The 23,247-nt window shown below is 59.1% G+C and carries 21 protein-coding genes; 14 read left to right on the top strand and 7 right to left on the bottom strand.

The window, feature by feature from the left end:
• Window positions 1-294 precede the first annotated feature (294 nt).
• A complete protein-coding gene (gene mfd, locus CLV45_RS14050; protein ID WP_100337108.1) occupies window positions 295-3,828 on the top strand; it encodes a transcription-repair coupling factor in 3,534 nt (1,177 codons plus the stop codon).
• A 188-nt stretch (window positions 3,829-4,016) separates the two neighbouring features.
• Here the strand turns inward: mfd and CLV45_RS14045 are convergent, their stop codons facing one another.
• Entirely contained in the window at window positions 4,017-4,385 is a 369-nt protein-coding gene (locus tag CLV45_RS14045) for a winged helix-turn-helix transcriptional regulator (RefSeq protein WP_100337107.1), read from the bottom strand.
• A 179-nt stretch (window positions 4,386-4,564) separates the two neighbouring features.
• On the opposite strand from CLV45_RS14045, the gene CLV45_RS14040 reads away from it, so the two are divergent.
• Window positions 4,565-5,296 carry an SDR family NAD(P)-dependent oxidoreductase gene (locus tag CLV45_RS14040; protein ID WP_100337106.1) on the top strand — a complete coding sequence of 244 codons (732 nt, stop codon included), beginning with the start codon at window positions 4,565-4,567 and terminating at the stop codon, window positions 5,294-5,296.
• A gap of 156 nt (window positions 5,297-5,452) precedes the next feature.
• Here CLV45_RS14040 and CLV45_RS14035 read toward each other — a convergent pair whose 3' ends face one another.
• The gene (locus CLV45_RS14035; protein WP_100337105.1) at window positions 5,453-6,187 is read right to left on the bottom strand and encodes an energy transducer TonB; all 735 of its coding nucleotides are present in this window, start codon (window positions 6,185-6,187) and stop codon (window positions 5,453-5,455) included.
• Window positions 6,188-6,554: 367 nt separating this feature from the next.
• Between CLV45_RS14035 and CLV45_RS14030 the strand changes: the two genes are divergently transcribed.
• Window positions 6,555-6,953, top strand: coding sequence for a cupin domain-containing protein (locus tag CLV45_RS14030; RefSeq protein ID WP_211289950.1), 399 nt, complete (start codon window positions 6,555-6,557; stop codon window positions 6,951-6,953).
• On the opposite strand, the gene CLV45_RS14025 is transcribed toward CLV45_RS14030, so the two are convergent.
• Entirely contained in the window at window positions 6,933-7,556 is a 624-nt protein-coding gene (locus tag CLV45_RS14025) for a DUF4276 family protein (protein ID WP_100337104.1), read from the bottom strand. The genes CLV45_RS14030 and CLV45_RS14025 overlap by 21 nt on opposite strands.
• A gap of 1 nt (window position 7,557) precedes the next feature.
• Entirely contained in the window at window positions 7,558-8,814 is a 1,257-nt protein-coding gene (locus CLV45_RS14020; RefSeq protein WP_157807499.1) for an AAA family ATPase, read from the bottom strand.
• Window positions 8,815-8,862: 48 nt separating this feature from the next.
• Between CLV45_RS14020 and CLV45_RS24995 the strand changes: the two genes are divergently transcribed.
• The 3 genes from CLV45_RS24995 (at window position 8,863) to CLV45_RS14005 (ending at window position 13,478) form a co-directional block, all read left to right on the top strand.
• Entirely contained in the window at window positions 8,863-9,045 is a 183-nt protein-coding gene (locus tag CLV45_RS24995) for a hypothetical protein (protein WP_157807498.1), read from the top strand.
• A gap of 73 nt (window positions 9,046-9,118) precedes the next feature.
• The gene (locus tag CLV45_RS14015) at window positions 9,119-12,124 is read left to right on the top strand and encodes an HD domain-containing protein (RefSeq protein WP_157807497.1); all 3,006 of its coding nucleotides are present in this window, start codon (window positions 9,119-9,121) and stop codon (window positions 12,122-12,124) included.
• A 661-nt stretch (window positions 12,125-12,785) separates the two neighbouring features.
• Window positions 12,786-13,478 (top strand): hypothetical protein, encoded by a 693-nt coding sequence (locus CLV45_RS14005; protein ID WP_157807496.1) that lies wholly within the window; start codon window positions 12,786-12,788, stop codon window positions 13,476-13,478.
• Window positions 13,479-13,804: 326 nt separating this feature from the next.
• Here the strand turns inward: CLV45_RS14005 and CLV45_RS14000 are convergent, their stop codons facing one another.
• On the bottom strand, window positions 13,805-14,953 hold the full coding sequence (locus tag CLV45_RS14000) for a serine hydrolase domain-containing protein (RefSeq protein WP_157807495.1): 1,149 nt from the start codon (window positions 14,951-14,953) through the stop codon (window positions 13,805-13,807).
• Between the two features lie 148 nt (window positions 14,954-15,101).
• On the opposite strand from CLV45_RS14000, the gene CLV45_RS13995 reads away from it, so the two are divergent.
• The 5 genes from CLV45_RS13995 to CLV45_RS24990 all read left to right on the top strand — a co-directional run bounded on the left by CLV45_RS13995 (window position 15,102) and on the right by CLV45_RS24990 (window position 19,941).
• On the top strand, window positions 15,102-15,602 hold the full coding sequence (locus CLV45_RS13995) for a hypothetical protein (RefSeq protein WP_100337098.1): 501 nt from the start codon (window positions 15,102-15,104) through the stop codon (window positions 15,600-15,602).
• A 46-nt stretch (window positions 15,603-15,648) separates the two neighbouring features.
• Window positions 15,649-16,026 carry a hypothetical protein gene (locus CLV45_RS13990; RefSeq protein WP_100337097.1) on the top strand — a complete coding sequence of 126 codons (378 nt, stop codon included), beginning with the start codon at window positions 15,649-15,651 and terminating at the stop codon, window positions 16,024-16,026.
• A gap of 212 nt (window positions 16,027-16,238) precedes the next feature.
• A complete protein-coding gene (locus CLV45_RS13985; protein ID WP_157807494.1) occupies window positions 16,239-17,927 on the top strand; it encodes a tail fiber domain-containing protein in 1,689 nt (562 codons plus the stop codon).
• Window positions 17,928-18,103: 176 nt separating this feature from the next.
• The gene (locus tag CLV45_RS13980) at window positions 18,104-19,603 is read left to right on the top strand and encodes a tail fiber domain-containing protein (RefSeq protein WP_100337095.1); all 1,500 of its coding nucleotides are present in this window, start codon (window positions 18,104-18,106) and stop codon (window positions 19,601-19,603) included.
• 131 nt (window positions 19,604-19,734) lie between these two features.
• Window positions 19,735-19,941, top strand: coding sequence for a hypothetical protein (locus CLV45_RS24990; protein ID WP_157807493.1), 207 nt, complete (start codon window positions 19,735-19,737; stop codon window positions 19,939-19,941).
• Between the two features lie 107 nt (window positions 19,942-20,048).
• Here the strand turns inward: CLV45_RS24990 and CLV45_RS24985 are convergent, their stop codons facing one another.
• A complete protein-coding gene (locus tag CLV45_RS24985; protein WP_157807492.1) occupies window positions 20,049-20,204 on the bottom strand; it encodes a hypothetical protein in 156 nt (51 codons plus the stop codon).
• On the opposite strand from CLV45_RS24985, the gene CLV45_RS25605 reads away from it, so the two are divergent.
• Window positions 20,146-20,421: a hypothetical protein gene (locus CLV45_RS25605; RefSeq protein WP_394338487.1), complete on the top strand. Its 276-nt coding sequence runs from the start codon at window positions 20,146-20,148 to the stop codon at window positions 20,419-20,421. The genes CLV45_RS24985 and CLV45_RS25605 overlap by 59 nt on opposite strands.
• Entirely contained in the window at window positions 20,316-20,882 is a 567-nt protein-coding gene (locus tag CLV45_RS13975; RefSeq protein ID WP_100337094.1) for a tail fiber domain-containing protein, read from the top strand. Before CLV45_RS25605 ends, CLV45_RS13975 begins: the two co-directional genes overlap by 106 nt.
• A 116-nt stretch (window positions 20,883-20,998) precedes the next feature.
• Here CLV45_RS13975 and CLV45_RS13970 read toward each other — a convergent pair whose 3' ends face one another.
• Entirely contained in the window at window positions 20,999-22,624 is a 1,626-nt protein-coding gene (locus tag CLV45_RS13970) for an amidohydrolase (protein ID WP_100337093.1), read from the bottom strand.
• Window positions 22,625-22,729: 105 nt separating this feature from the next.
• Here CLV45_RS13970 and CLV45_RS13965 point away from each other — a divergent pair, with 105 nt between their 5' ends.
• On the top strand, window positions 22,730-23,230 hold the full coding sequence (locus CLV45_RS13965; protein ID WP_100337092.1) for a GNAT family N-acetyltransferase: 501 nt from the start codon (window positions 22,730-22,732) through the stop codon (window positions 23,228-23,230).
• The last annotated feature ends 17 nt before the right edge of the window (window positions 23,231-23,247 follow it).

Below are 23,247 nucleotides of genomic sequence, written 5' to 3'. Positions count from 1 at the left end.
CGCAACTCAACCGTAACCTTTTTCCTTCGAGCCTCGTCGCGCGTGGGCAGCAACGGGTGCTGGGCCGCAGGCAGGATCCGCACCGCCCGCGTTGGGCAACGGGGCCGGGCTGTGGGCGGCGCGTGGACACTCCGGAACCGTGCCCGCGCTGGCGGCGGTGATTTTGCGGGTTGTAGAAGAAACTTTCGGACCTTGGCGGCGGTATTGCTTAGCACCAGTACCTGCCTCCTGCCCGACCGGATTTGTCTTCGGCCGGGCTTCTCCCTTTTGCCTTTCTCCTAGCCGCTCCTTGTTTTGAAGGTCACCGACTTCCTCCAGCTTTACTCCCTCGACCCCACCGTGCTGACCGTGGGAGCCCGCCTGAACCCGGCCACCGCCAGCTCCGTGCGCAGCAAAGCCGCCCAAGCCGACGCCAGCACGGCCCGCCTCCACCTGCGCGGCCTCGTGGGCAGCCAGGACGCGGTATTGGCCGCCGCCCTGCACCAGGAGTTTCCGGATCAGCACCACCTCTTTATTCTGCACGACCGGGAAGAGGCCGCCTACTTCCTGGCCGACCTCCAGCACTTGCTGCCCGATGAAGAGCCGCTCTTGTTCCCGAGCTCCTATAAGCGCCCCTACGCCTTCGACGAGACGGAAAACGCCAACGTGCTGATGCGGGCCGAGGTGCTCAACAAGCTCAACTCGCACCGGGGGCCGAAAACCACGGCCGAAAAGGCCTCCGAGGATGCCGATGACGCCCTGCCCGAAGGCGCTGCAACAAGCAAGAAAGGCAAGAAAATTAGCGTGAAGGACACGGCCGGAGCCCTGATTGTCTCCTACCCCGAGGCGCTATTTGAGAAGGTTATCAACAAGAAAAGCTTAGTTGCCAACACCTTTATTGTCAAGGTGGGCGATAAGCTCGACGTCAACTTTATCAGCGACATGCTGGCCGAGTACGACTTTGAGCGCAGTGACTTCGTGTACGAGGCCGGGCAGTTTGCGGTGCGCGGCGGTATCGTCGACATCTTCAGCTACGCCAACGAGCTGCCCTACCGCATTGAGCTGTTCGGCGACGAGGTCGAAACCATCCGCACCTTCGACCCCGAAAGCCAGCTCTCGGTGGAGAAGCGGCAGCAGGTGAGCATCATTCCCAACGTGCAAACCAAGCTGCTGCAGGAGACGCGGGAGGCGTTTCTGGACTTCATTCCCCGCAACACCGCCATCTGGGCCAAGGACGTGCGCCAGACCCTGGACATCGTGGAGGAATCCTTCGACCGGGCCGAGGCGGGCTTCAAGGAAATGCTGGCCTCGGCCGGCGGCGTGCAGATTGTCAGCAAGCCCGAGGACTTGTTCGAGTCGGGTAAGTCGTTCAAGAAGCTGCTGGAAAACTTTCCCATCGTGGAGTTCGGCAAACGGTTCCACTTCAAGGCCGGCGCCGAGGAGTTCAGCTTCAGCGCCAAGCCCCAGCCTTCGTTCAACAAGGATTTCAGCCGCCTGGTCAAGAACCTGCACGACAACCAGGAAAAGGGCTTTACCAACGTCATTGCGGCCGAATCGGTGCGGCAGGCCGACCGGCTGCGCACCATCTTCGACGAGCTGGATAACAACGTGCAGTTTCAGCACCTGCTGCTAGGCTTGCGCGAGGGCTTCGTGGACGATACGCTTAAGCTGGTGGTCTACACCGACCACCAGCTGTTCGAGCGGTTCTACCGGGCCCAGGAAGGCCGCAAGTTCTCCAAAAAGAAGGCCCTGACCCTGAAGGAGCTTCGCACCCTGGTGCCGGGCGACTACGTGGTGCACCAGGATTACGGCATTGCCCGCTTCGCCGGCCTGACCCAGGTCGAAATCAACGACCGGCTCCAGGAAGCCATCCGCCTGGTGTACCGCGACGACGACGTGCTGACCGTCAGCATCCACGCCCTGCACAAGATTGCCAAGTACTCGGGGGCCGAGGGCACGCCGCCCACCATGAGTAAGCTGGGCTCCCCAGAGTGGGAAAACAAGAAGAAGTCGGTTAAGAAAAAGGTCAAGGACATTGCCGCCGAGCTGATCCGGCTCTATGCCAAGCGCAAAACCGCGCCCGGCCACGCCTTCGCCCGCGACTCCTTCATGCAGGCCGAGCTGGAATCCAGCTTCATCTACGAGGATACGCCCGACCAGGCCAAGGCTACCGAGGACGTGAAAAACGACATGGAGCAGCCCCACCCCATGGACCGCCTCGTGTGCGGCGACGTGGGCTTCGGCAAAACCGAAGTAGCCATCCGGGCCGCGTTTAAGTCAGTGGCCGATGGCAAGCAGGCGGCCGTGCTGGTGCCCACCACCATCCTGGCCATGCAGCACTACAAAACCTTCCGCGAGCGGCTCAGCAACCTGCCCGTGACGGTGGAGTACGTGAACCGCTTCAAGACCACCAAGCAAATCAAGGAGACGCTGGCCCGGGTGGCCGAGGGCAAGACCGACATTCTCATCGGCACCCACCGCCTCACCAACAAGGACATCAAATTCAAGGACCTGGGTTTGCTCATCATCGACGAAGAGCAGAAGTTCGGGGTCAAGACCAAGGACAAACTCAAGGAGCTCAAGGTGAACGTGGACACGCTGACCCTCTCGGCCACGCCCATTCCGCGCACCCTGCACTTCTCCCTGATGGGTGCCCGTGACCTTTCCGTCATTGCCACGCCCCCGCCGAACCGCCAGCCCGTCCAGACCGAGCTGCACGTGTTTGATGAGCTGCTGATCCGCGACGCGGTAGCCCGGGAGCTGAAGCGCGGCGGGCAGGTGTTCTTCGTCCACAACCGGGTGAAGGACATCGAGGAGCTGGCCGCCATGATTCTGCGCCTCGTGCCCGACGCCCGCATCACCACCATTCACGGGCAGATGGAGGGCGACCTGCTGGAAAAGCGCATGATGAAGTTCGTGGACGGCGAGTACGACGTGCTGGTGAGCACCAACCTGATTGAGTCGGGCCTGGATATTCCGAATGCCAATACCATCATCATCAACCGCGCCCACATGCACGGCCTCAGTGACCTGCACCAGATGCGGGGCCGGGTGGGCCGCTCCAACAAAAAGGCCTACTGCTACCTGCTCACCCCGCCCGTGGCCGGCCTGCCCTCCGACGCCCGCAAGCGCCTGAGCACCCTGGAAGAATTCTCCGACCTCGGCGACGGCTTCAAAGTGGCCATGCGCGACCTGGACATTCGCGGGGCCGGCAACCTGCTGGGTGGCGAGCAGTCGGGCTTTATCAACGACCTGGGCTTCGAAACCTACCACCAGATTCTGGACGAGGCCGTGCAGGAGCTCAAGGAAACCGAGTTCCGCGACCTGTTCCTCGGCGACCCCACCCAGCGTCTCCAGGAAGCCGCCGCCACCAAGGGCCCCAAGGAGTGCAACATCGAAACCGACCTGCAAATCCTCATCCCCGATAACTACGTGAGTAACGTCTCCGAGCGCCTGCAGCTCTACAGCAAGCTCGATAGGGTGAAGGGCCCCGAGGAGCTGCGCAAGCTCGTGGCCGGCATCGTGGACCGCTTCGGCCCCCTGCCCGCCGAGGTCGAGCAGCTGGCCGACATCGTGCGCCTGCGCTGGCAGGCCTGCCAGGTCGGCTTCGAAAAGCTCACCCTCAAGAAGAACCTGCTCAAAGGCTACATTCCGGCCACCAACAACGAGGCCTACTTCCAGGGCGACACCTTCGGCACTATCCTCAACTACATCCAGACCCACCCCCGCTCGGCCTCCATGAAGGAGCGCAAGGAACAGCTCATTATCAGCATCGACGAGGTGAAAAGCGTGGGCGCCGCCAAGCGGATTCTCAGTGAGCTGGGCAGTGAGGAGAAGGTGGGCGTGTAGTAATTGTCTTTCACTTTCAATGAAAAAGCCCGCTCCATAAGGAGCTTGTCCTTACCCAAATTTTAAAAGCGTTCCAGCCATAAGCTGGAACGCTTTTTTTGGTATTGCTGATGACTTTAAAAACGAAAGGCATAGGCTTTTTTACTGAAAACCACCGTCTTCTTAATCCTTGATGGGATATGGATAGCCTAGCCGGGCAACTCGGCTATATTCCCCGCCAGAACCTGTTCCAGCTCTGTGCGGTGGGCGTTTCCCCACTGCTCCATTACCTCAATCACTGGCAGCAGGGACCGTCCCAGGTCCGTGAGGTGGTACTCGACTTTGGGCGGCAATTCGGGGAAGATGGTTTTGCTAATCAGGCCGTGGTGTTCCAGCTCGCTCAGCTGCACGTTGAGTACGCGCCGGCTGGCGCTGGGAAGCATGCGCTGCATGGCGCTGGGCCGCTGGATGCCCTGGGCCATGCACACGAGCAGGGTGGATTTCCATTTGCCGTGCAGCACTTCCTTGGTGAGCACGGAGCCGCAGGTCAACGTGTTGGCAATTTTCTTCTGGTACATCGGGGAGGCAACTGGGGAAAGAGGTAGCTGAGGGAACAGGGATTAAAACCGCCCTAGGGGCGAAAAGTATCGGGTGCCGAATAACTTCTCCGTACTTGTTATGGGACCCCATGGGCCGGAAGTTTGCTCCGTGAACAGCGCAACCAGCGCCACACCATTCAACCTAGCAAGCAACCATCATGGGAAAGCTCACCGGAAAAGTAGCGGTTATTACCGGCGCTACGTCAGGCCTGGCCTTGGCCACCGCCCACTTATTTGTGCAAGAAGGAGCCTACGTCTTCATCACGGGCCGCAATCAGCAGAAGCTTGACGAAGCCGTGAAGGCTATCGGCCACAACGTGACAGGGGTGCTGGGCGACGCGGCTAACCTGGCCGACCTGGACCGCCTGTATGAGACGGTCCAGCGGGAAAAAGGCACTATTGACGTATTGTTCGCCAGCGCGGGAGCGGCTGGCTTCGGCAAACTGGGGGAGATTAGTGAAGCGTTTTTCGATTCCATCTTCAACCTGAACGTACGCGGCACCCTCTTCACGGTCCAAAAAGCCCTGCCCTTACTGGCCGCGGGCGGCTCCATTATACTCACTGGGTCGATGGCCTCCATCAAGGGATATGCGGCCAACAGCGTGTACAGCGCCAGCAAAGCCACGCTGCGGGCCTTCGTGCGGGGCTGGCTGGTGGACTTGCAGGACCGCCACATCCGGGTCAACCTGCTGAGCCCGGGCGCTATTGATACGCCTATGATGGCCGCTGCCGGTGCGGAGTTCAAGGCTCAAATCGCCCCGCTGATCCCACGCGGGGAAATGGGCCGTCCGGAAGAAGTGGCCGCCGCCGCTCTGTTTCTGGCTTCGACGGAGGCCAGCTTTGTGAACGGCATCGAACTATTCGTGGATGGGGGCATGGGTCAGATTTAGCCTCGCCACGACCGGGTTAGGCCCCTAACCTCAGCTCGTTGCCGAAGTCATTGGGACGTTTGAACAACGATGCGTTTCCTGAAGTCCTAGCGCTTCGGAAGATTTGGGTAAGGACAAGCCTCATAAGAAGCGGGCTTTTTTGTTGGATTCCCCGGTTTAGAGAATCCGGTAGCTAACGGGCAGCTGGCATTCGGCGGCCACCGGCTTCCCATTCGCCGAGGCCGGAATCCAGTTGCTGGGCAGCAGCTTTACTACCCGCAAGGCCTCTTCGTCGCAGCCGTAGCCCAGCCCCTGTACCACCCGATAATTGGAGGCATTGCCGTCTTTATCAATGGTAAAGGCCACGCGCACGTCACCCATTATCTGGCTGCGCAAGGCCTCGGCCGGGTAGCGGACTGACCTACCGATATGCATCAGAACCACCGACTCCCCGCCGATATACACGGGCGGAGTCGTGTACGCTTCCGCGCCCGATGGCCAGAACGTGGCCCGCATTGAGTAAGCAGTTGGCGTGCTCAAGACCAGTTTGCCGCTGCTGTGGTCGTACTGCTGGACCAGCTTGCCCTCCGCCGAGTAGTAGTTCCAGACCCCGGCTTTCTGCCCTTGGTGGTAGCGTCCTTTCCAGAGCAGGTTCTTGCCGTTGTCGGCGTAGGCGGTCCAGGTGCTGTCTGGCTGACCAGCCACATAAAAGCCTTCCGTCACCAGGGTCGTGCCTTTGCGGCCTGCATAGCTGCGGTAGGCACCCTGCCGGATGTTAGAATCCGTCTTCAACACGGAATACTCCTCCCGGCCGGGCACACCTTGCCGGGGCACACTCACCTGCTCGGTATCCTGCGCCTGGGTCACCAGGGGAGCGGCCAGCAACAGCGGCATCAATAAAAACCTGTGCATACACTTGAATAACGAGCACTACGCGCACCCACAATGACTACTGAATGCCCAAAGTACAACCTCCTGCCTACTTGGCCACCATAAGAGAAGCCCAGCACTTGCTCAGCCATAAGCACCCGTCCAAGCTGCCCAAGAAAAGCCGCGCTTCTAAACCAGAGGCGCGGCTTTCCTTATGCCCCAACTGTTATGCACCCCGCCGTGCCCTCACTCCGAATCCCCTATCCTGACGCGCTATGTATCCCACTTGTTGATGCCTATTCTAGACGCTGAAATTCACGTGGCCCGGTGCGGGTGCCGTCCTGCCTACCTTACCTTATTGGTGAGCACCTACTAAATTGCTTCACTTTTGCACCAATCTTCTTCCCCGATGATGCACGTACTATCCTCTCTTCCGTCTTTGCACGACACGGCGGCTTCCCTGACCGAGTACTGGTCGCCGCGCGTAGTGGCTGAGTTTGAAGACTCCTATGTGAAAGTGGCCAAAGTTCAGGGTTCCCTGGCCTGGCACAGTCACGAGCAGGAGGATGAGGTCTTTTTTATCCTGAAGGGCCACCTGCGCATCGAACTCGAAAACGGGGCCGTCGAGCTGCCCGAAGGTGCCTTGTACGTCGTGCCCAAGGGCGTACGGCATAACCCCGTGGCCGAGCAGGAATGCCACATCATGCTGATCGAAAAAAAGTCAACCCTGCACACCGGCAGCGAGGTGACTGAGAAAACCCGTTCCCTGGCTGATCAGCTACGACCCTTAGAGGGCGGGAGCCTCTAGCAGCCCCAGCCCCGCCCGGAAATACTGGAAGCTGGCCGACTGATTCCGCCCCGGGTCCATTTTCGCCGCAATGGTTTCGGCCCATTCCCTTTTGCGCTTGCCGGTGGTGTACAACCCCGCAGCTTTCAATACGCCCCATAGCACGTCATTCGGCTTGGGGGAACTTTCCGGCTCCCGATCAATACCCTTGAAATGGTGGGTTTTTACCTTGGGATATGCGTCCGTAATGGCCTGCCGGTCGCCGAGAAACCAGGCTTCTAGCTCCTGAACAGCCAGGGCGTTGAACACATGAAATAGCTGCCCCTCCTTGGCCTGACCCAGCGTGAGCAGCCCAGCCGACTTCGCCGCGTCTTCCAGCAGCTTAAACCGCCGCTCGGCCACTCCATCGGCATCGAGGAGCACGACGATGCGCAAATCCTGCTGCCCCGGCTCGGTCATCCGCTTGCCATAGGCCCGCAGCAGTGTGGGTAAGTTGTCTACCAATCCTTGCCAGCCACCGAGCGACCGGAAGCGCGGCACGTAATGAGCCGGCAGTAGGCGCGGAATTAACTGTCGCAAGGCATCCTCCGCCGACTCCTCCTCTAGCAGAAATATAACTTGCATATTACTCCGGAGCCGAGGTAGGAAACCAAGTGAGGGGGTCACCTATATCAAAGAAATTGCGCGCCCATAAGTAGCCGAGTGGCGAACCTTCCTCCACCATAGCCACCACCTCGGGCAGGTCAGCTGTGCGCGTAGCCTGGGTGTAGCCATCGGCTCCCCGATGCAGAACCCAGACCTGCTCTGGTTCCAGCGCATCCAGCAGAAATGGTGAATGAGTGGCCACCAGCAGCTGCCGGGTCTCGGTAGCCTGTATCATGTCCTCCGCCAAACGGGGAAGCAGGCGCGGGTGCAACTCGTTTTCGGGCTCTTCTATCCCAACCATCCCGGTAGCATTGGGCTCATAGAGCAATGTCAGCAAGGCCGTCAGGCGCATAGTTCCACCCGACATGTATTGGGCTGGTATGGGCTTGTCGAATGCTACATCCCGAAACCGCAGCAGCAGCCGCTCATCTGAGGTAACTTCCGGCACAATGCCAGCCAGACCCGGCACCCAGCGCCGCAGCTTCTCCGTGACCCGCGCCAGCGCCTCCGGATGCTTATCGTGCAGGTAGTACAGCACGTTGGGCAGGTTGTCCCCGTTGGCCGAAAGCTTCTCCCGTGGCCCGGCATCGGAGTAGCCCTTCAGGTGGTCGTCGGTGAGGTGGATGTAGCGGTAGGAGGTGAGAACTTTAAGCAGTGAAACAGTTTTAGGAGCTACTTTTTCTTTGTCTTGGCTAAATGCGTAGGTGTAATATAGAATCGGATCCGACGAAGGGTTTGTATAATACTTACCTGGGTTTCCATCCCTTTCATAAATATTGATCCTGAATATCTTCTCATATCCCGGAGTCTGAAGTGGATTCGGTTCAGCATTCACCAGTTCGATTAATCGCTCAAGCTCTGCACCCGGCTCTGTCAAACTTTCGCCCGAAACGAACACTACTCCATTGGCTTCGTCAATACTCAGCTTATAAATGATTCGCGGCACTTCCTCACTGATGAAGCACTCTACCTCAAACTCAATAGGCCCCTCCTGCCCCCGGGTCCGCATCCCCGCAAACCGGTTCCGCTTCTCCCAGGCCTGCTGCAAATTCCCGCTCACCGCCTCCCCCAGAAACGCCAGCGCATCCAGCACCGTGGACTTGCCGCTGCCGTTAGGCCCGATAAACACCGTCAGCGGGGTCAGGTCGCGCAGCTCCACGTCGCGCAGGGCGCGGTAGTTCTTGATGCGCAGGTAGGTGAGGCGAGGGAAACCCGGGGCCGCGGCAGAGTCAGGCATAGAAGGCGAAAAGCAGGATGGGCTACAAAGTACGCGGGTTAGGCGGGAATGTGGGTAGTGTACCCGCATTCGGGCCTAACCCGGCTGTGTTACATCCAGACCCACCCCCACTCGGCCTCCAGGAAGGAGCGCAAGGAACAGCGCATCATCAGCATCGACGAGGTGAAAAGCGTGGGCGCCGCCAAACGGATCCTGAGTGAGTCGGGCAGTGAGGAGAAGGTGGGCGTGTAGAGATTGAGTCTGCATCTACGGAAGTATTTTTACTATATTTACTAATCTCCTAACAAAATAACATTGCATGCATATGCCAGCAGAAATAATGCTTCCCAAAAAGATCGTAAAAGTATTAGAAAACAGTGATGAATATGCACAGGCACTGTCAATTATATCTACTATCAGCCCTATTTACGAAGACAATAGAATGTATTTTTTTGAAGAATTTACAGACCACGGCTTGAACCATATTCAAGAGGTACTTAATTCCTCTGAAGATATTATTTCAAATAGCAGCTATAGATTTATTACAGCTAGAACAGCACTTACTTATATTTGCTCAGTATTACTACACGATATTGGCATGCATTTATCTCTTGATGGCTTCAAACGCCTTGTTGGAGGATGCTTAAATACACACTTGATAAAAGATTTTGACAATGAGGATTGGACTACTACTTGGAATAAGTTCTTATCTAACGCAAAAAAATATGACGAAAAACAAATAAACAATATTTTTGGAGAAAACCTGGATGATGAATTTATTATACCACAACCAGATATCAATTTATTAAATTCAAACAACATTAGTGTATATGACAAAAAACTCATAGGTGAATTTATCAGAATAAACCATGCGAGATTAGCTCACGAGTCTGCTCTTGGAGGGTTCCCAGGCGCAGATAAGAATATTGATATATTAAAGGATCTTGACACAGAAATAAAAAATATTATAGGCACTATAGCAAGAAGCCATAACCTCGCAATTAGGGATACTTTTTCTTATTTAAAGAAAATCGAAATCAAGAAGTGGCATTCTATTTACAAGATACCTTCCATATATTTAATGGTGTTATTGAGATTATCAGATCTTATACAAATACATGCAGGTCGCGCTGACAGTAACAAATTAAAATATCGCCGTTTAAACAACCCTATATCAATAAGAGAATGGGCAATTCATCAAAGCATTGGCGATATATACACCAATACCGAAAATGAAGACCCAGAGTCAATATACGTTTCAACCATTCCGAAAACAAGTGAAATATACTTAAAAGTAAGAGATTTAATAGACTATATACAAAAGGAATTAGATACGTCTTGGGCGGTCCTAGGTGAAGTATATTCAAAAATCAGCTTATACAAAAATTTGCAAATAAAATACCGGAGGATAAATTCTAATATTGACGATATTAATCATTTTAAGAACACAATAAACTATATACCCAAAAAGGTTTACTTTGATACTACTAGGGAATTGCAAAGATTACTTATTGCACCGCTTTACGGCAACAACCCATCATTTGGAGTTAGAGAACTTTTACAAAATTCGGTAGATGCATGCCGGTCAAGGGAATATTTTGAGAAATTAAAAGGCAATAATTTTAACCCTTTAATAAACATATCAATTAAACGCATCGACGATTATAACTTGCTGTTTTCAATACAAGACAATGGAATTGGAATGACTTTGGATACAGTTGAAAACTATTTTCTGAAAGCTGGAGCTTCATTTAGAAAGAGTAGTACTTGGAAGCAGGATTTTGTCACTACTGATGGAGTTACTAGCATCCAAAGAACAGGTCGGTTTGGCGTTGGAGCACTAGCAGTCTTTTTGTTAGGTAAAAAAATTAAATTAACCACGAAGCACGTGCATGATGATAGCTTTGGATTATCTTTTGAGTCAACTTTAGAAGCAGAACAAATTGAGGTCATAAAAACCAATAGTTTACCTGGAACCACTATTGAAATAGTTCTTAGTAGTCATGCCTCTGAGCTTCTTAAAGAACAATACAGCTCTTATGGTTTATATCATTACAGAACTGCATCTTGGCAAATTTGGTATACAATAAATGAACCCCGTATAGACATACAGGTTCCTGAAGACTGGGAAGGCCAGCCACACATTAATACATTACCAAGCATTGATAACGAACCATCAAAAAATGCAAGTGCTATATACCCAAAGGGGTTTAATAAAATAGTCTGGGAGTATACGTATGGTAGTATAAATCTTATTTGCAATGGCTTTATTATACCAGGAGGTTACAAAATACCACAGACAGAATACCCAAGTATAACTAAGTTACCTCAGTTACGCGTATTTGACTATGAAGGGAATTTACCTCTGACTTTGAACAGAAATTACTTAGAAGAAGATTATCTCCCTTTTGAGAAAGACTTAACAACAGATATATACAAGGATATAATTACTTATGCCTTATCAATTCCCATCAAAAAACCGAAGACAAATAATACATTTATTAATCATGGCTTATTATCACATCCAGCATATACTGAATCATCAAGATTCAATTCTTACAAAAAAGAAGCTTACAAAGTAAACAAACTTGTATTTCTCAAAAACGGATACACTTTTTCACTGTCACATTGCTTAAAAAAAAATAACATTAAGGACATAATCCAAATCTGGACTAGTGAAATTAATCCAGAAATATCAACAGATAAAGATCTTGTGAAAATCAAAGTTCCTACAGATAAATATGGTATTATATTTTATAACAAAGAAACATTAGTAATGCACGACAAAGAAATAAGCAATCTTACTAACTGCTTTAACACTATAACTAAGCCATCAAGAAAACGTCATTCTAGAGAGAGCGAAGAAAATGAATTGATGTTATCGAGAAATTTCATCATTTATAAAAAAAATATATTAATAAACAATAATTATTATAATAAATTTAAAAACTTAAACAATTTAACATACGAATACCGATATTATGAAGCAGATACAGAACGATACAAGGATTACACTTTAGTCAGATTATCAAACAAAGAAATAGAAAGTATATCAAGCGAAGAATTATACGCTCTCGATATTTTATCAAAAAATAATCCAACACATATACACATGGCAGTAGTCAGTAAAATAGAGTCATATAACTCAGATGAAAACAATGAAACTGCTATTTTAAAAAACCTACTAACCGAATACCTTGGTGAATCTTGCATGATACCATATGACTTAAAACAAAGGCTAAACCCAAGCATCAAGGAATACAAAATTCTGAAGGAAAAAGTAGATAGGCATATAAGATTACGAGAACAAGAGAATAAAGATGATTGCTAGTTTTTTATTACTACCCTCCAACAACTTACCCTACGCCAGTTGTTCTAGCAGGTGAGGCTCAGTCACATCAAGTAAGACACGAGCTACAAGCTTACGGCTGTTCCCCACAATGACACTTCAACATCCCGCGCCGCTTGTGCATGCACTCTCAAACAAACAACGCCCCCGAACTGCTGGCCGGGGGCGTTGGTGCTTGTAGCGGACGGGTTGGGCAGAAACCAGGCGACAGGGCAGCCTTGCATGTCTTGACAGCGGCTTCGAGGGCAGCCGCTTCGTCCAAGAAGGCGTTACGGCGGGCTACATCGAATACACCTCAGTCCCCGCAGCTACTCCCGCCACTCGCGCGCCCGCCACCCCGCATTGTGAGCAGGTCAGCACGACTTGCGCCCCGGTCACTCGGCATTGTGAGCACGTCACCGGGCATTGTGCAGAGGGCAGCACCCCTTGTGAGCCGGTCACGAGGCATTGTGCGCAGGTCAGCAGGCATTGTGCGCAGGTCACCGGTCATTGTGCGCAGGTCACTGGTCATTGTGAGCAGGGCAGCGCCCATTGTGCGTCCGTCAACGGCTCTTGTGCATCCGGCAAAAAATATATACCGCCCAGCTTATCCAACCGGTTCACCAACCACCTATCTTCCTGAGGTACTTAACCTTTACCTATCATGAATGATAAGCAACGCGCCCGTCTCACGATGATGCAGGCCACCCTCGCCGTACTCAACCAGTACGCCGCCGTCTACACCGCCAACAAAGCCCTCGGCACCGCCCGCGCCGAGCTGGCCGCCCTGGTCCAGCACCTCGACCCCACCGCCGACACCCAGCAGGCCGCCCACAATCCCAACAGCGCCGGAGCCGTCAAGAAAACCACCAGGAACCACCTGGCCCAGCGCGCCGCCGAAGTCGCCGCCGCCCTGCTCGCCTACGCCGACGCGCAAGACGACATCCGCCTCCACACCGCCGCCGACTACTCCGAGTACCAGCTCCGCCGCGCCACCGACAACGACCTGCCTCGCATTGCCAAAAACATCCACGACCAGGCCAAGGACCACTTCGCCGCCCTCCAGGAGCAGGGCGTCACCCAGCAGGAGCTCACCGAGCTGGCCGCCGCCCTGGCCGCCTACCAGGCCGAGCAAACCGCCCCCCGCCTCGCCACCGCCGATGCCAAGGCCAACACCAAAGTCCTGGCCGCCGACCTGCGCAAAGCCACGGGCCTGCTCCGCAACCGTATCGACAAGTTCCTGATCCGCTACCAGCGCTCCGAGCCCAAATTCCACACCGCCTACCAGTCGGCCCGCAAGGTTATCAACACCGCCGCCCGCCCCGCCACCGAGGCCAAGGTCAAGCCCAGCGTTTAAGAAAACGGCACACTCCAAACCAGCCCGTCATGCTGAGCCTGTCGAAGCATCTCTACCGCTTCGTTTAAGAACGTCATGCTGAGCCTGTCGAAGCATCTCTACCGCTTCGTTGCAGTGCTAATCAGTTACCACTGCGGTAGAGATGCTTCGACTCCGCTGCGCTGCGCTCAGCATGACGTGCTAAAAACAAGCAAGCCCGCGTTGCCCCCTATCCTAGCTGCACTATCTATTGTAACCGCCAACGCCCGGCCTCCTGCACAGGAGGCCGGGCGTTGTGCTGTGACCGGGCAGCAGCGCAACCCGGGCACGTTGGTTTCACTAGCTCCCTAGGCCGTAGCGGCCCGGTCCAGCAACCGCAGCACCACTTCCTTCTGCAACGCCCGCAGCTCGGGGGAGCCCGAGACGTTGGCAAACATCAGCACGCCCGTGCGCTGGGCCAGGTTGAGGCACACGACGGTATCGGCGCCCGGGTCGCCGCCGCTGTGGCTGGCCAGTTGGGCCCCGTTCACCTCCCGCCGCAGCCAGATCAGGGCCTGCTGAATCGTGGGGTTGCCGGGCGCTACCTCAATACCCGGCTGCGCGGCCAGAAAGGTGTGGAGCGTGGCGGGCTGCAAATAGGAGTGGCCGCCCACGATGCCCTCGTTGGTAAACACTTCCAGCAGCCGGGCAAAGTCGCGCGGGGAGCTGCGCAGCGAGCCGGCGGGCCAGTCGGGGTAGCCGGTGGGCGGCAGCTCTTGCAGCTCACTGCCTTCCAGCTTGTAGGGCTTGGCCAGGTGCCGGGGCCCGACGGCGGCTATTTTCCAGGCCGTATGCTCCATGCGCAGGGGCCGGAAAAACTGCTGCTGGGTGAAGACGTCCAGGGGCACCGCCCCCACCCGCCCGGCCAGGTAGCCCAGCAGGGCAATGGCCACGTTGCTGTAGCTCCACTGCGTACCCGGCCGCGCCGCCGCATAGCACTCGGCCGCCCCGTACCACTGGCCCCCGGGGCTGAGGTAGCCCGTCAGAAAATCCCGCAGCGGCAGGCTCGGGTCGCCGGCCCCGGTAAAGGCGGCCGTTGCCCCGTAGCGGGCATCCGAAATACCGGAGGTGTGCGTCAGCAGGTGGCGAAACGTGAGGGGCACGTCGGGAAAGAGCGGGTGGCGCACCCCAAAGTCCAGGTAAGGCCCAATGGGCTCATCGAGCTGGTACTTGCCCTGCTCCAGCAGCCGCAGCAGGGCTGCCCCGGTCACCACCTTGCTCACCGAGGCAATGTGAAAGGCCGTGTCCGGCGTCACGGCCCGGCGGGCCTGCACGTCGGCCAGCCCGTAGCCGGCCGCAAACCGCGTCCGGCCGCCGCGCACGATGGCCACGCCCAGGCCGGGAGTATGCGTGCGGGCCAGGCCGGCTTCCACAAACGTGGCAAACTCCCGCTCCCAGGTTTTATCCCCGCCCATCCGGCCCCAGGCCACGGGGGCCACCAGCAAGGAGGCGCCCATTCCCAAGAATTTCCGACGATTCATCCGTTGTCTGTTTTCGCCAAAAGTAGGGAAATACCGACCCGGCCCGGGCGCCACCAGACTCCAGCTTCCAATTCGGCTCCAAACCACGTTCTTTAGGGCGCCCCTACCGCCGCCGCTACTACCTATGCCGATTCACCTCCGCCCGTTCAACTGGCGCTTATTCGCTTCGCACTGTCTGGCTATTCCCCTGCTCATCCTGGGGGGCCAGCAGCTCCAGATTATTCGATTTGCGTCGTTAACCGAAATCTACCAGCGGGCTGGAGCCGAGGCGATGATCAAAGCTTCCGGGCAACCAGCCAGCATAGTTATTACCAGCATGCAGGCCGGTCCGCTCTATGCCTGGGGGGCCGCCATTCTGCTCGGCTGCTGTTTATCGGCCCTGGTCGTGTGGCACCGGGGCGAAAGCCGGCTGCTGCCGGTGCTGCTGTTGGGGGCGGCCCTCGTCAGCTCCTGGACCCACTACTATCAGAGCCAGCCCATCAACCGGCTACTAGCCTACCTGCGCTGGCCGCTGGAAGCCTGGCCGGTGGAGGTGCGCCTAGCCGTGGTCGGTGGCGCCCTGGTGCTGCTGGGGCTGCTGCCGTTTTTGCTTACCTGGCGCCGGCCCCACGGGGCGCACGTCTAAGGCGGCCTAAAATCCCCCGTCCCCGAAGCTACTCCCGCCGCTGCCCATGTCCCCCACCCTTGCCCGCATCTGGTATTTGCGCGAAGTGCGTAAAGGTCCCCACTTCACCGGCATGGCCAGCGTGAGCGACAAAGGCACCCCGCTCGACCTGACCCACGTAAAAACCTCGGCCCAGGCCACCAGCCAGCTTTTCTGGCTGGATGAGCACGACGGCAAACAACGGCTGCGGCTCACCGAGCCCGGCCGCCCCGATTTCTGCTTTGAAGTAGTAGAGCTAACCGCCCACAAGCTGGTCCTGACTTTCTGGGTCACCTTACCAAACGAAACCCGGCCGCGGCATTACTTCACCGAAGAGTACGAAGCCGGGCTCCAGGCATCGGGCGCAAGTCAGCACGACGTATGCCCCAGGCACGAGGAATGGTGAGCCAGCCCCAGTTCCAGTAGGGCGAACTACACAGTTCGCCCTACTCTCCCCATCGTTACCCTATTCTATTGTAAAGCATAACGCCTGGCCTTTTACTAAGGAAGCCGGGCGTTGTGCTTTACCAGCCGAATCATGCAAACCGAACACCTTATTTTCAGCCGCTTACAGAATACCCTCCTTATCTTCGTGGCTTGTACTATCCCTATATCCAGTTGAAAGCACTCCTACTTGCCACTGCTGCCGCCCTGTTGCTGGCTGCCCCCACCGCCTTGCGCGCCCAATCCGTCGGCATCGGCACCACCACCCCGGCCAGCTCGGCGGTGCTCGACGTGACGTCGCCCAACCCCGGCACCGCGCCCCAGGGCTTTCTGCCGCCCCGCCTCACCCAGGTTCAGCGCGAGGCCATTCAGCAGCCCGCCGCCGGCCTGCTCGTCTACCAGACCGACAGCCCCGCCACCGGTACCGCCGCGGGCCTCTACCTCTACGGGGGCAGCTCCTGGAGCCTGCTGCCCACCAGCGGCAGCACCACCGGCGGCGACAACCTGGGCAACCACACCGCCACCCAGAACCTCAACCTCAACGGCAACAAGCTGGTGGGCGGCACCACGGCCCGCGCTACCCGGGGCGGCCTCAGCCTCAACGGCAACGGCCTGCTTACCGTGGGCGCCACCCGCGTCAATGCCGACTCCACCACCCGCTACGGTGTGCGCCTGCTCGACATGGACCAGGACGTGGTCATCACCTCCGACCAGGGCAAGGGCAACACGACGCCCGCCGTTACCGGGGCCGGCGACCGGCTGATGTGGCTTTCCTACTACAGCGCCTTCCGGGCCGGCGGCGTCACCGGCGACCGGTGGAACACCACATCCTCCAATAGCGCTGCCATCGGCCAGTACTCGGCGGCCTTTGGCCTCGACAACCAGGCCGGCAGCACCTACTCCACGGCCTTCGGCTGGAACAACCGCATGCGCAACTGCGAAGGCACGCTGGTCACGGGCATCAACAACGACATGGCGCAGTCCTTCTACGGGGTGGCCATGGGCGGGCGCAACTCCCCCAAAGGCTGGTACAACCTGGTCGGCGGCTACCAGTGCAAGGTGCTGAGCTCCACGGTCGCCAACTACTCCGCCGCCGTGGGCGCCTACGTGCCGAACTGGCCCCCGTCGCTGGCTTTTGGCCAGGGATCCTACTCCCGCTCCAGCCGGGGCAACACCTACACCCTGGGCTACTACGCCCGCACCAACGGCTACTTTGGCTGCTTCGTGCTGGCCGATATGTCGCCGCTGGCCATTACCCCTTCTAACATACCGCCCACCGACCGCGCACAGGACTCGGTGTACTGCAACAACTACAACCAGTTCACGGCCCGCTTTGCCGGGGGCTACCGCCTCTTTACCACCGTGGCCACCCGCGACGACCCCGCCGGACTCTCGCCGCTGGGCACCCCCGTGGGCGTGCAGCTGTTTGCCGGTGGCAATGCCTGGCAAACCCTTTCCGACTCGACCAAGAAGGAGCGCCGGGTGCTGGCCGACGGCAACCAGTTCCTGGCCCGCATCAACCGCATGCGCCTGGGCTCCTGGAACTACATCGGCCAGAGCCCCGACACCATGCGCCACTACGGCCCCATGGCCCAGGACTTCTACGCCGCCTTCGGCCACGACGGCGTGGGCCGCAGCGGCAATGCCACCACCATCAACCAGGCCGACTTCGACGGCGTCAACCTGATTGCCATTCAGGCCCTCTACCGCCAGGTACTGGCGCTGAAGGCCGAAAACGACAAGCTCCGCCAGCAGACTCTGAAAGCCCAGCAAAACCAGCAGCGCACCGAGGCCAGCACGGCCTCCTTGGAAGAACGGCTGCGCCGCCTCGAAGGGCTGCTGGCTCCCCAGGCCCAACGTTAAAGGCCGGCCCCGCAGCCCCGGCCGCGCAGTCCAGGTTGCCGCCGCCCCGCCCGGCTTCCCGTGGGGAGGCCGGGCGCTGGCCTGTAGCCGCCAGGCCGGTCCGCACTAATTTTCACTTTCCTGATACAGCCTACAGCTCAGCCGAGTATCTTCGTATTCCTATATACTTTCCGCTAATGAAAACATTCTACTCAGTACTGATTGCCCTGAGCCTTGCCACCGTGGCCCAGGCCCAAACCACGCCCGGCGGGGTGCGCATCGGCACGGCCGGCACGCCCAACAGCAAAGCCATCCTCGACCTCGACGCCCAGGGCAAGGGCCTGCTCATCCCGCGCATGGACTCCGTGGCGCGCACCGGCATTGCCTCCCCGCCCGACGGCCTGATGGTCTTCCAAACCGACGGCCGCAAGGGCTTCTGGTATGCCATGAGCGGCGGCTGGCTCTTCATCCCCGACAAAGCCCGCAGCGGCGGAGCCGGCGACAACCTGGGCAACCACGTCGCCACCCAAACCCTCGACCTGAACAACGAGCGGCTGACGGGCGTGGCCACCTCCGCGCTGGGCGACTCCACGGCCCAGGTGCAGATTCAGTCGCTGGTGCCCAACAAGAGCGTGGCCCTGATGACGCGCAGCATCTACGGCCGCAACTACACCCGCACCATGCTCTCGGGCTACGGCACCGGCCCCTACAACCAGGATATCGACTACGCCGTGTGGGGCAACGCCTACCGCGCCGAAGGCTGGGGCGGCATTTTCACGGCGGGGCGGCCCGGGCAGCCCCTGCGCTGGGTGGGCCTGGCCGGCCACCCCGGCTACGTCAACGCCAATGCCGCCATCCGCATCGTCGACGGCACCCAGGGCGTGGGCAAAGTGCTAACCTCCGACGGGGTGGGCAACGGCAAATGGATGCCCATTACCGCCGCCGGGGGCAACTTCAACCTAGGCCCTTACAAGCTCACTGCTGACGGCGGCGAAGTGGAAGTAGGCGACGTAGCCACCCCCATTCTACTGATTCACTCCAACACCAATAGCAGCGTGACCGGGGCCACGCTGCGGTTCCGGGAAAACGACCTCAACTACGGCTGGAACCTGCGCCACAATAACGGCGCCTCGGAAGGCGGCTCCACCAACGACCGTCTGGTGCTGGAGCGCGTCGAGGCCGCTACGGCCGCGCCCGTCATGAGCTGGGACCAAACCACGGGCAACGTGGGCGTGGGCACCACCAACCCGGCCTATAAGCTCGACGTGGCCGGCATAATCCGCGGCAACAACGTGGCGGTTTCCGACGTGCGCTTCAAGCAGAACATCCGCCCCCTGAGCGGGGCCCTGGCCACCGTATTGGCTATGCGCGGGGTACGCTACACCTGGAACGCCCTGGGCGTGCAGCACGGCGGCATTGCCGGGGCCGAGCAGGTGGGCGTCCTGGCCCAGGAAATCGAGAAAATCTACCCGGAGCTGGTCAGCACCGACGCCCAGGGCTATAAGGCCGTAAACTACGCCCAGCTCACGCCCGTGCTGCTGGAGGCCCTCAAGGAGCTGCACGCCCAGCTGGACGCCCAAACCCAGCGGGCCGAGCGCGCCCAGGCCGCCCAGCAAGCCGACCACGCCGCCCTGCTCAGCCTGCAGCAGCAAGTAGCCCGGCTCCAGCAAACCCTGGCGCCCACGGCCCAGCACTAAGCTGCCGCGTTGCCGGCTCTCGAAACCCGGCGCCGCGTTGCCCCTATCCTGCTTACGCTCTAGTACAACTAGTAACACGCCGCGCCCGGCTTCCCACTTGCGGAGGCCGGGCGCTTGGCTTGTAACCGGGTTTGCCTGACAAGCTGCCCTCTCCCCTATCAAATTTCCGTCTGGTGGGCGGCACGGCCGCCACGCCCGGCTCGGTGGGCCTGAGCATCAGCGCCACCGGCCTGGTGCGCATGGGCAGCACCAACACCACGGGCCGCCCAATTGAAGGCTTCGCCTCGACAACGCCGACGGCGGCCTGCTTGCCACCGGCACCCTGGGCTACGGCCTGATTCCGGCCACCGGGGCCGGGCTCCGGCTGATGTGGTATCCCTATTAAAGGGTCCCTGCGCGCCGGCGCAGTCGATGGCAACCAGTGGGACGACATCAATACCGGTTTCTATTCCCAGGCCTTCGGCAATGACGTCACGGCCTCAGGCTTTGGCTCATTTGCCAGCGGCGACGGCAGCAAGGCCACCTCCACCGTTGCCATCGCCATGGGCAGCGCCGCTACCGCCAGCGGCACGGCCAGTGTGGCGCTGGGGGCCAGCAGCACGGCCAGCGGTTTCGGCAGCCTGGCCCTGGGCTATACCTGCACGGCCGCCGGGCATTGGCTCGGTGGTCCTGGGGTCAGCGCGCCAGCACCAACGGTTTTTCCGGGTCCTTCGTGGCGGCCGACGAGGCCACGACCAACTTCCTCAACAGCTCGGCCAACAACCAGTTTTCGACCCGCTACGTGGGCGGCTACCGCCTCTATACCAATTCCGCCATGAGCGTGGGCGTGCAGCTGTTTGCCGGCGGCAATGCCTGGCAAACCCTTTCCGACTCGACCAAGAAGGAGCGCCGGGTGCTGGCCGACGGCAACCAGTTCCTGGCCCGCATCAACCAGATGCGCCTGGGTTCGTGGAACTACATCGGCCAGAGCCCCGACACCATGCGCCACTACGGCCCCATGGCCCAGGACTTCTACCGGGCCTTCGGCCACGACGGCGTGGGCCGCAGCGGCAATGCCACCACCATCAACCAGGCCGACTTCGACGGCGTCAACCTGATTGCCATTCAGGCCCTCTACCGCCGCGTGCTGGCTCTGGAAGCTGAAAACGCCAAGCTCCGCCAGCAGCAGGCCCGGGCCCGGCAGCCGGAGCAGCCAGGAACTGCGGCCGCTACCACTGCAGCCCTGGAAGAGCGGGTGCGCCGCCTCGAAGCCCTGCTCGTGGCCCAGGCTCAGCGCTAACGGTTGCTAGTGCTTTTCGGCAACTGGACTCCCGCTACCACAGCCCCGCCCCGGCCGCATTGGTCAGGGTGGGGCTGTTTGGGCTTCTTCGCAGTTCGAAACAGCTGGGCCGCCGGCTATTTCAGCACCTTCGCATCGTAGACTACTTGCCCGCCAATCAGGGTCAGCACGCTGCTGGTCTTGGGCAGCTCCGGGGGTGGCACGGCGAAGATATCCTGGGACAAGACCACCACGTCGGCCAGCTGCCCGGCGGCCAGCCGGCCTTTGTCTTTCTCCGCGAATTCGGCGAAGGCCGAGCCGTACGTATAGGCCCGCACGGCCTGCTCCCGGGTCAGGGCCTCGGCCGGGTTGCTGGGGGTGATGCCGGCCAGCATGATGTTCAGAAAAGGATTCAGGGGCCCATCCGAGCCCAGCGCTACCGGCACGCCCGCCTTGACCAATGAGCCCAGTGGCTGCATTTTCGTACCCCAGCGCTGGTGAAACAGCTCGGGCTCGGTGAAGTGACTCGGGTTTTGCACCACCACCACGCCCAGCGCCCGGGCCCGCGGCAGCAGGTCGCCGATGAGGCCGTCGCCGTGCTCAATGCGGACCCGGCGCGCGGGCCAGCTGTTGGCGGCCCCATTCTGCTCCATAGCCTGCAGCACGGCCTCGGCCGTCCGGTCGCCGGCGCAGTGTACCAGCAGCTGCTGCTTAAAATCGACCGACTCCTGCACCATGCGGGCTACTTCGGCCTCGCTGAAGTTGAGCTTGCCCGTCCACCCGGGGCGGTCCTGGTAGGGCTGGCGCAGGGCCGCGCCCCGTTCGTAGGGCGTGCCGTCGAGCACCCACTTCATGCCGCTGGCCTGCACGGTGGCGGGCAGCCCCCGCTGCAAGGCCGGCAGCTGCCGCACCTCGCTCAGGTCGCGCTGCTGGGGCGTGGTGGGGGAAAATGGTATGGCCCGCACCCGGATGGGCAGCTTGGCTTGCGCCAGCAAGCGCACGAACCGCTCGAAAGGCAGAAAGGAGAACAGCTGCACCGAGGTGATACCCAGGCGCAGGGCTTCGGCCGACAGCTGCCGCAGCTCGGTTAGCGCCACCGAGTCGGGCGTTTGGGTGGCCAGGGTGCGGCTGGGCTGCCACTGGGCGTATTCCCAAAACCGACCGTTGAGCGGGCCGGCCGCCGTGTGCTCGTAGTAGCCGCCCAGCGGATCGGGCTGCTGCTCCCCGATACCGAGCTGCTGCAGGGCCCGGGAGTTGGCAATGTAGCCGTGCCCGTAGTAGGCCCGCAGCAGCACGGGGTGGTTGGGAGCCAACCGGTCGAGGGCGGCGCGGGTTACCTGCTCATCCGTGACGACGGCCCGGCCTACCCAGCCATACACCCAGCTTCCGGCCGGAGCCTGCTGCACCGCCGCCGTCAGGGCCAGGGTAGTTTCCACCCAGCTGGGCTCCATTGTGGTGAAAGCCAGCGTGGTGCCCCGGGGCGCGGGCGTAAAGTGGTTGTGGGCATCGTTGAAGCCCGGCGTACAGGTGCGGCCCTGCAGGTCGATGCGGCGGGTGCGGGGCCCGGCCAGCTTGCTGATGTCGGCCGTGGTGCCCACGGCCACAATCCGCGCCCCGCGAATGGCCAGGGCCTGGGCCGTGGGTTGGGTGGCATCGGCGGTAAAGAGCTTGCCGTTGAGCAGCACCAGGTCGGCGGGCTGCTGGCCCAGAGCGGCGGTGCTGACCAGTAAGCCGCTTAGTATACTCCACAGTAACTTTTTCATAAACCCTCAGGTGGTTAGCCCCAACCGAATATCAGAGCCGTTGAATATACACAAAAACCGGTATGCTCGTATATCCCTAGCTGCCACCCTGCTACCCTACCCGTTATGTCTGCTCCGGTTTCTGCTGCTCCCACGGCCAGCCCCAGCGCCCTCCACATCCGCCCGGCCACGGCCGCCGACGAAGCCTTTATCCGCGCGGTGATGCCCCGGCTGGTGGAGTTTGGGCCACCCGCCTGGCGCGACGCGGCCCAGCTCACCGCCACCGACCTGGCCGTGCTGCTGGAGGCCGTGCTCCAGCCCACGCCCGGGCACAGCGTGTTCGTCGCCGAGCAGCACCAGCAGCCCCTGGGCCTGATGCAGCTAACCATCAACACCGACTTCTACCAGCAAGAGCACGCCCACCTGGCCGATTTGGTAGTGGCTCCGGCCGCCGAGGGGCAGGGCGTGGGCCGGGCCCTGCTCGAATACGCCGAAAGCTGGGCCCGGGCGCGGGGCTACCACTGGCTTACCCTGAGTGTATTTGCCCAGAACACCCACGCCCGGGCCATCTACGAGCGGGCCGGCTTCGGCCAGGACATTATTAAATACGTGAAGGTGCTGAGCTAACCCAGGCTGGACGGGGC

It is taken from the genome of Hymenobacter chitinivorans DSM 11115, assembly GCF_002797555.1.
Taxonomy (GTDB): Bacteria; Bacteroidota; Bacteroidia; order Cytophagales; family Hymenobacteraceae; genus Hymenobacter; species Hymenobacter chitinivorans.
The sequence above is the reverse complement of the archived record's forward strand: the minus strand, read 5'-3'. Positions and strand labels throughout refer to the sequence as shown.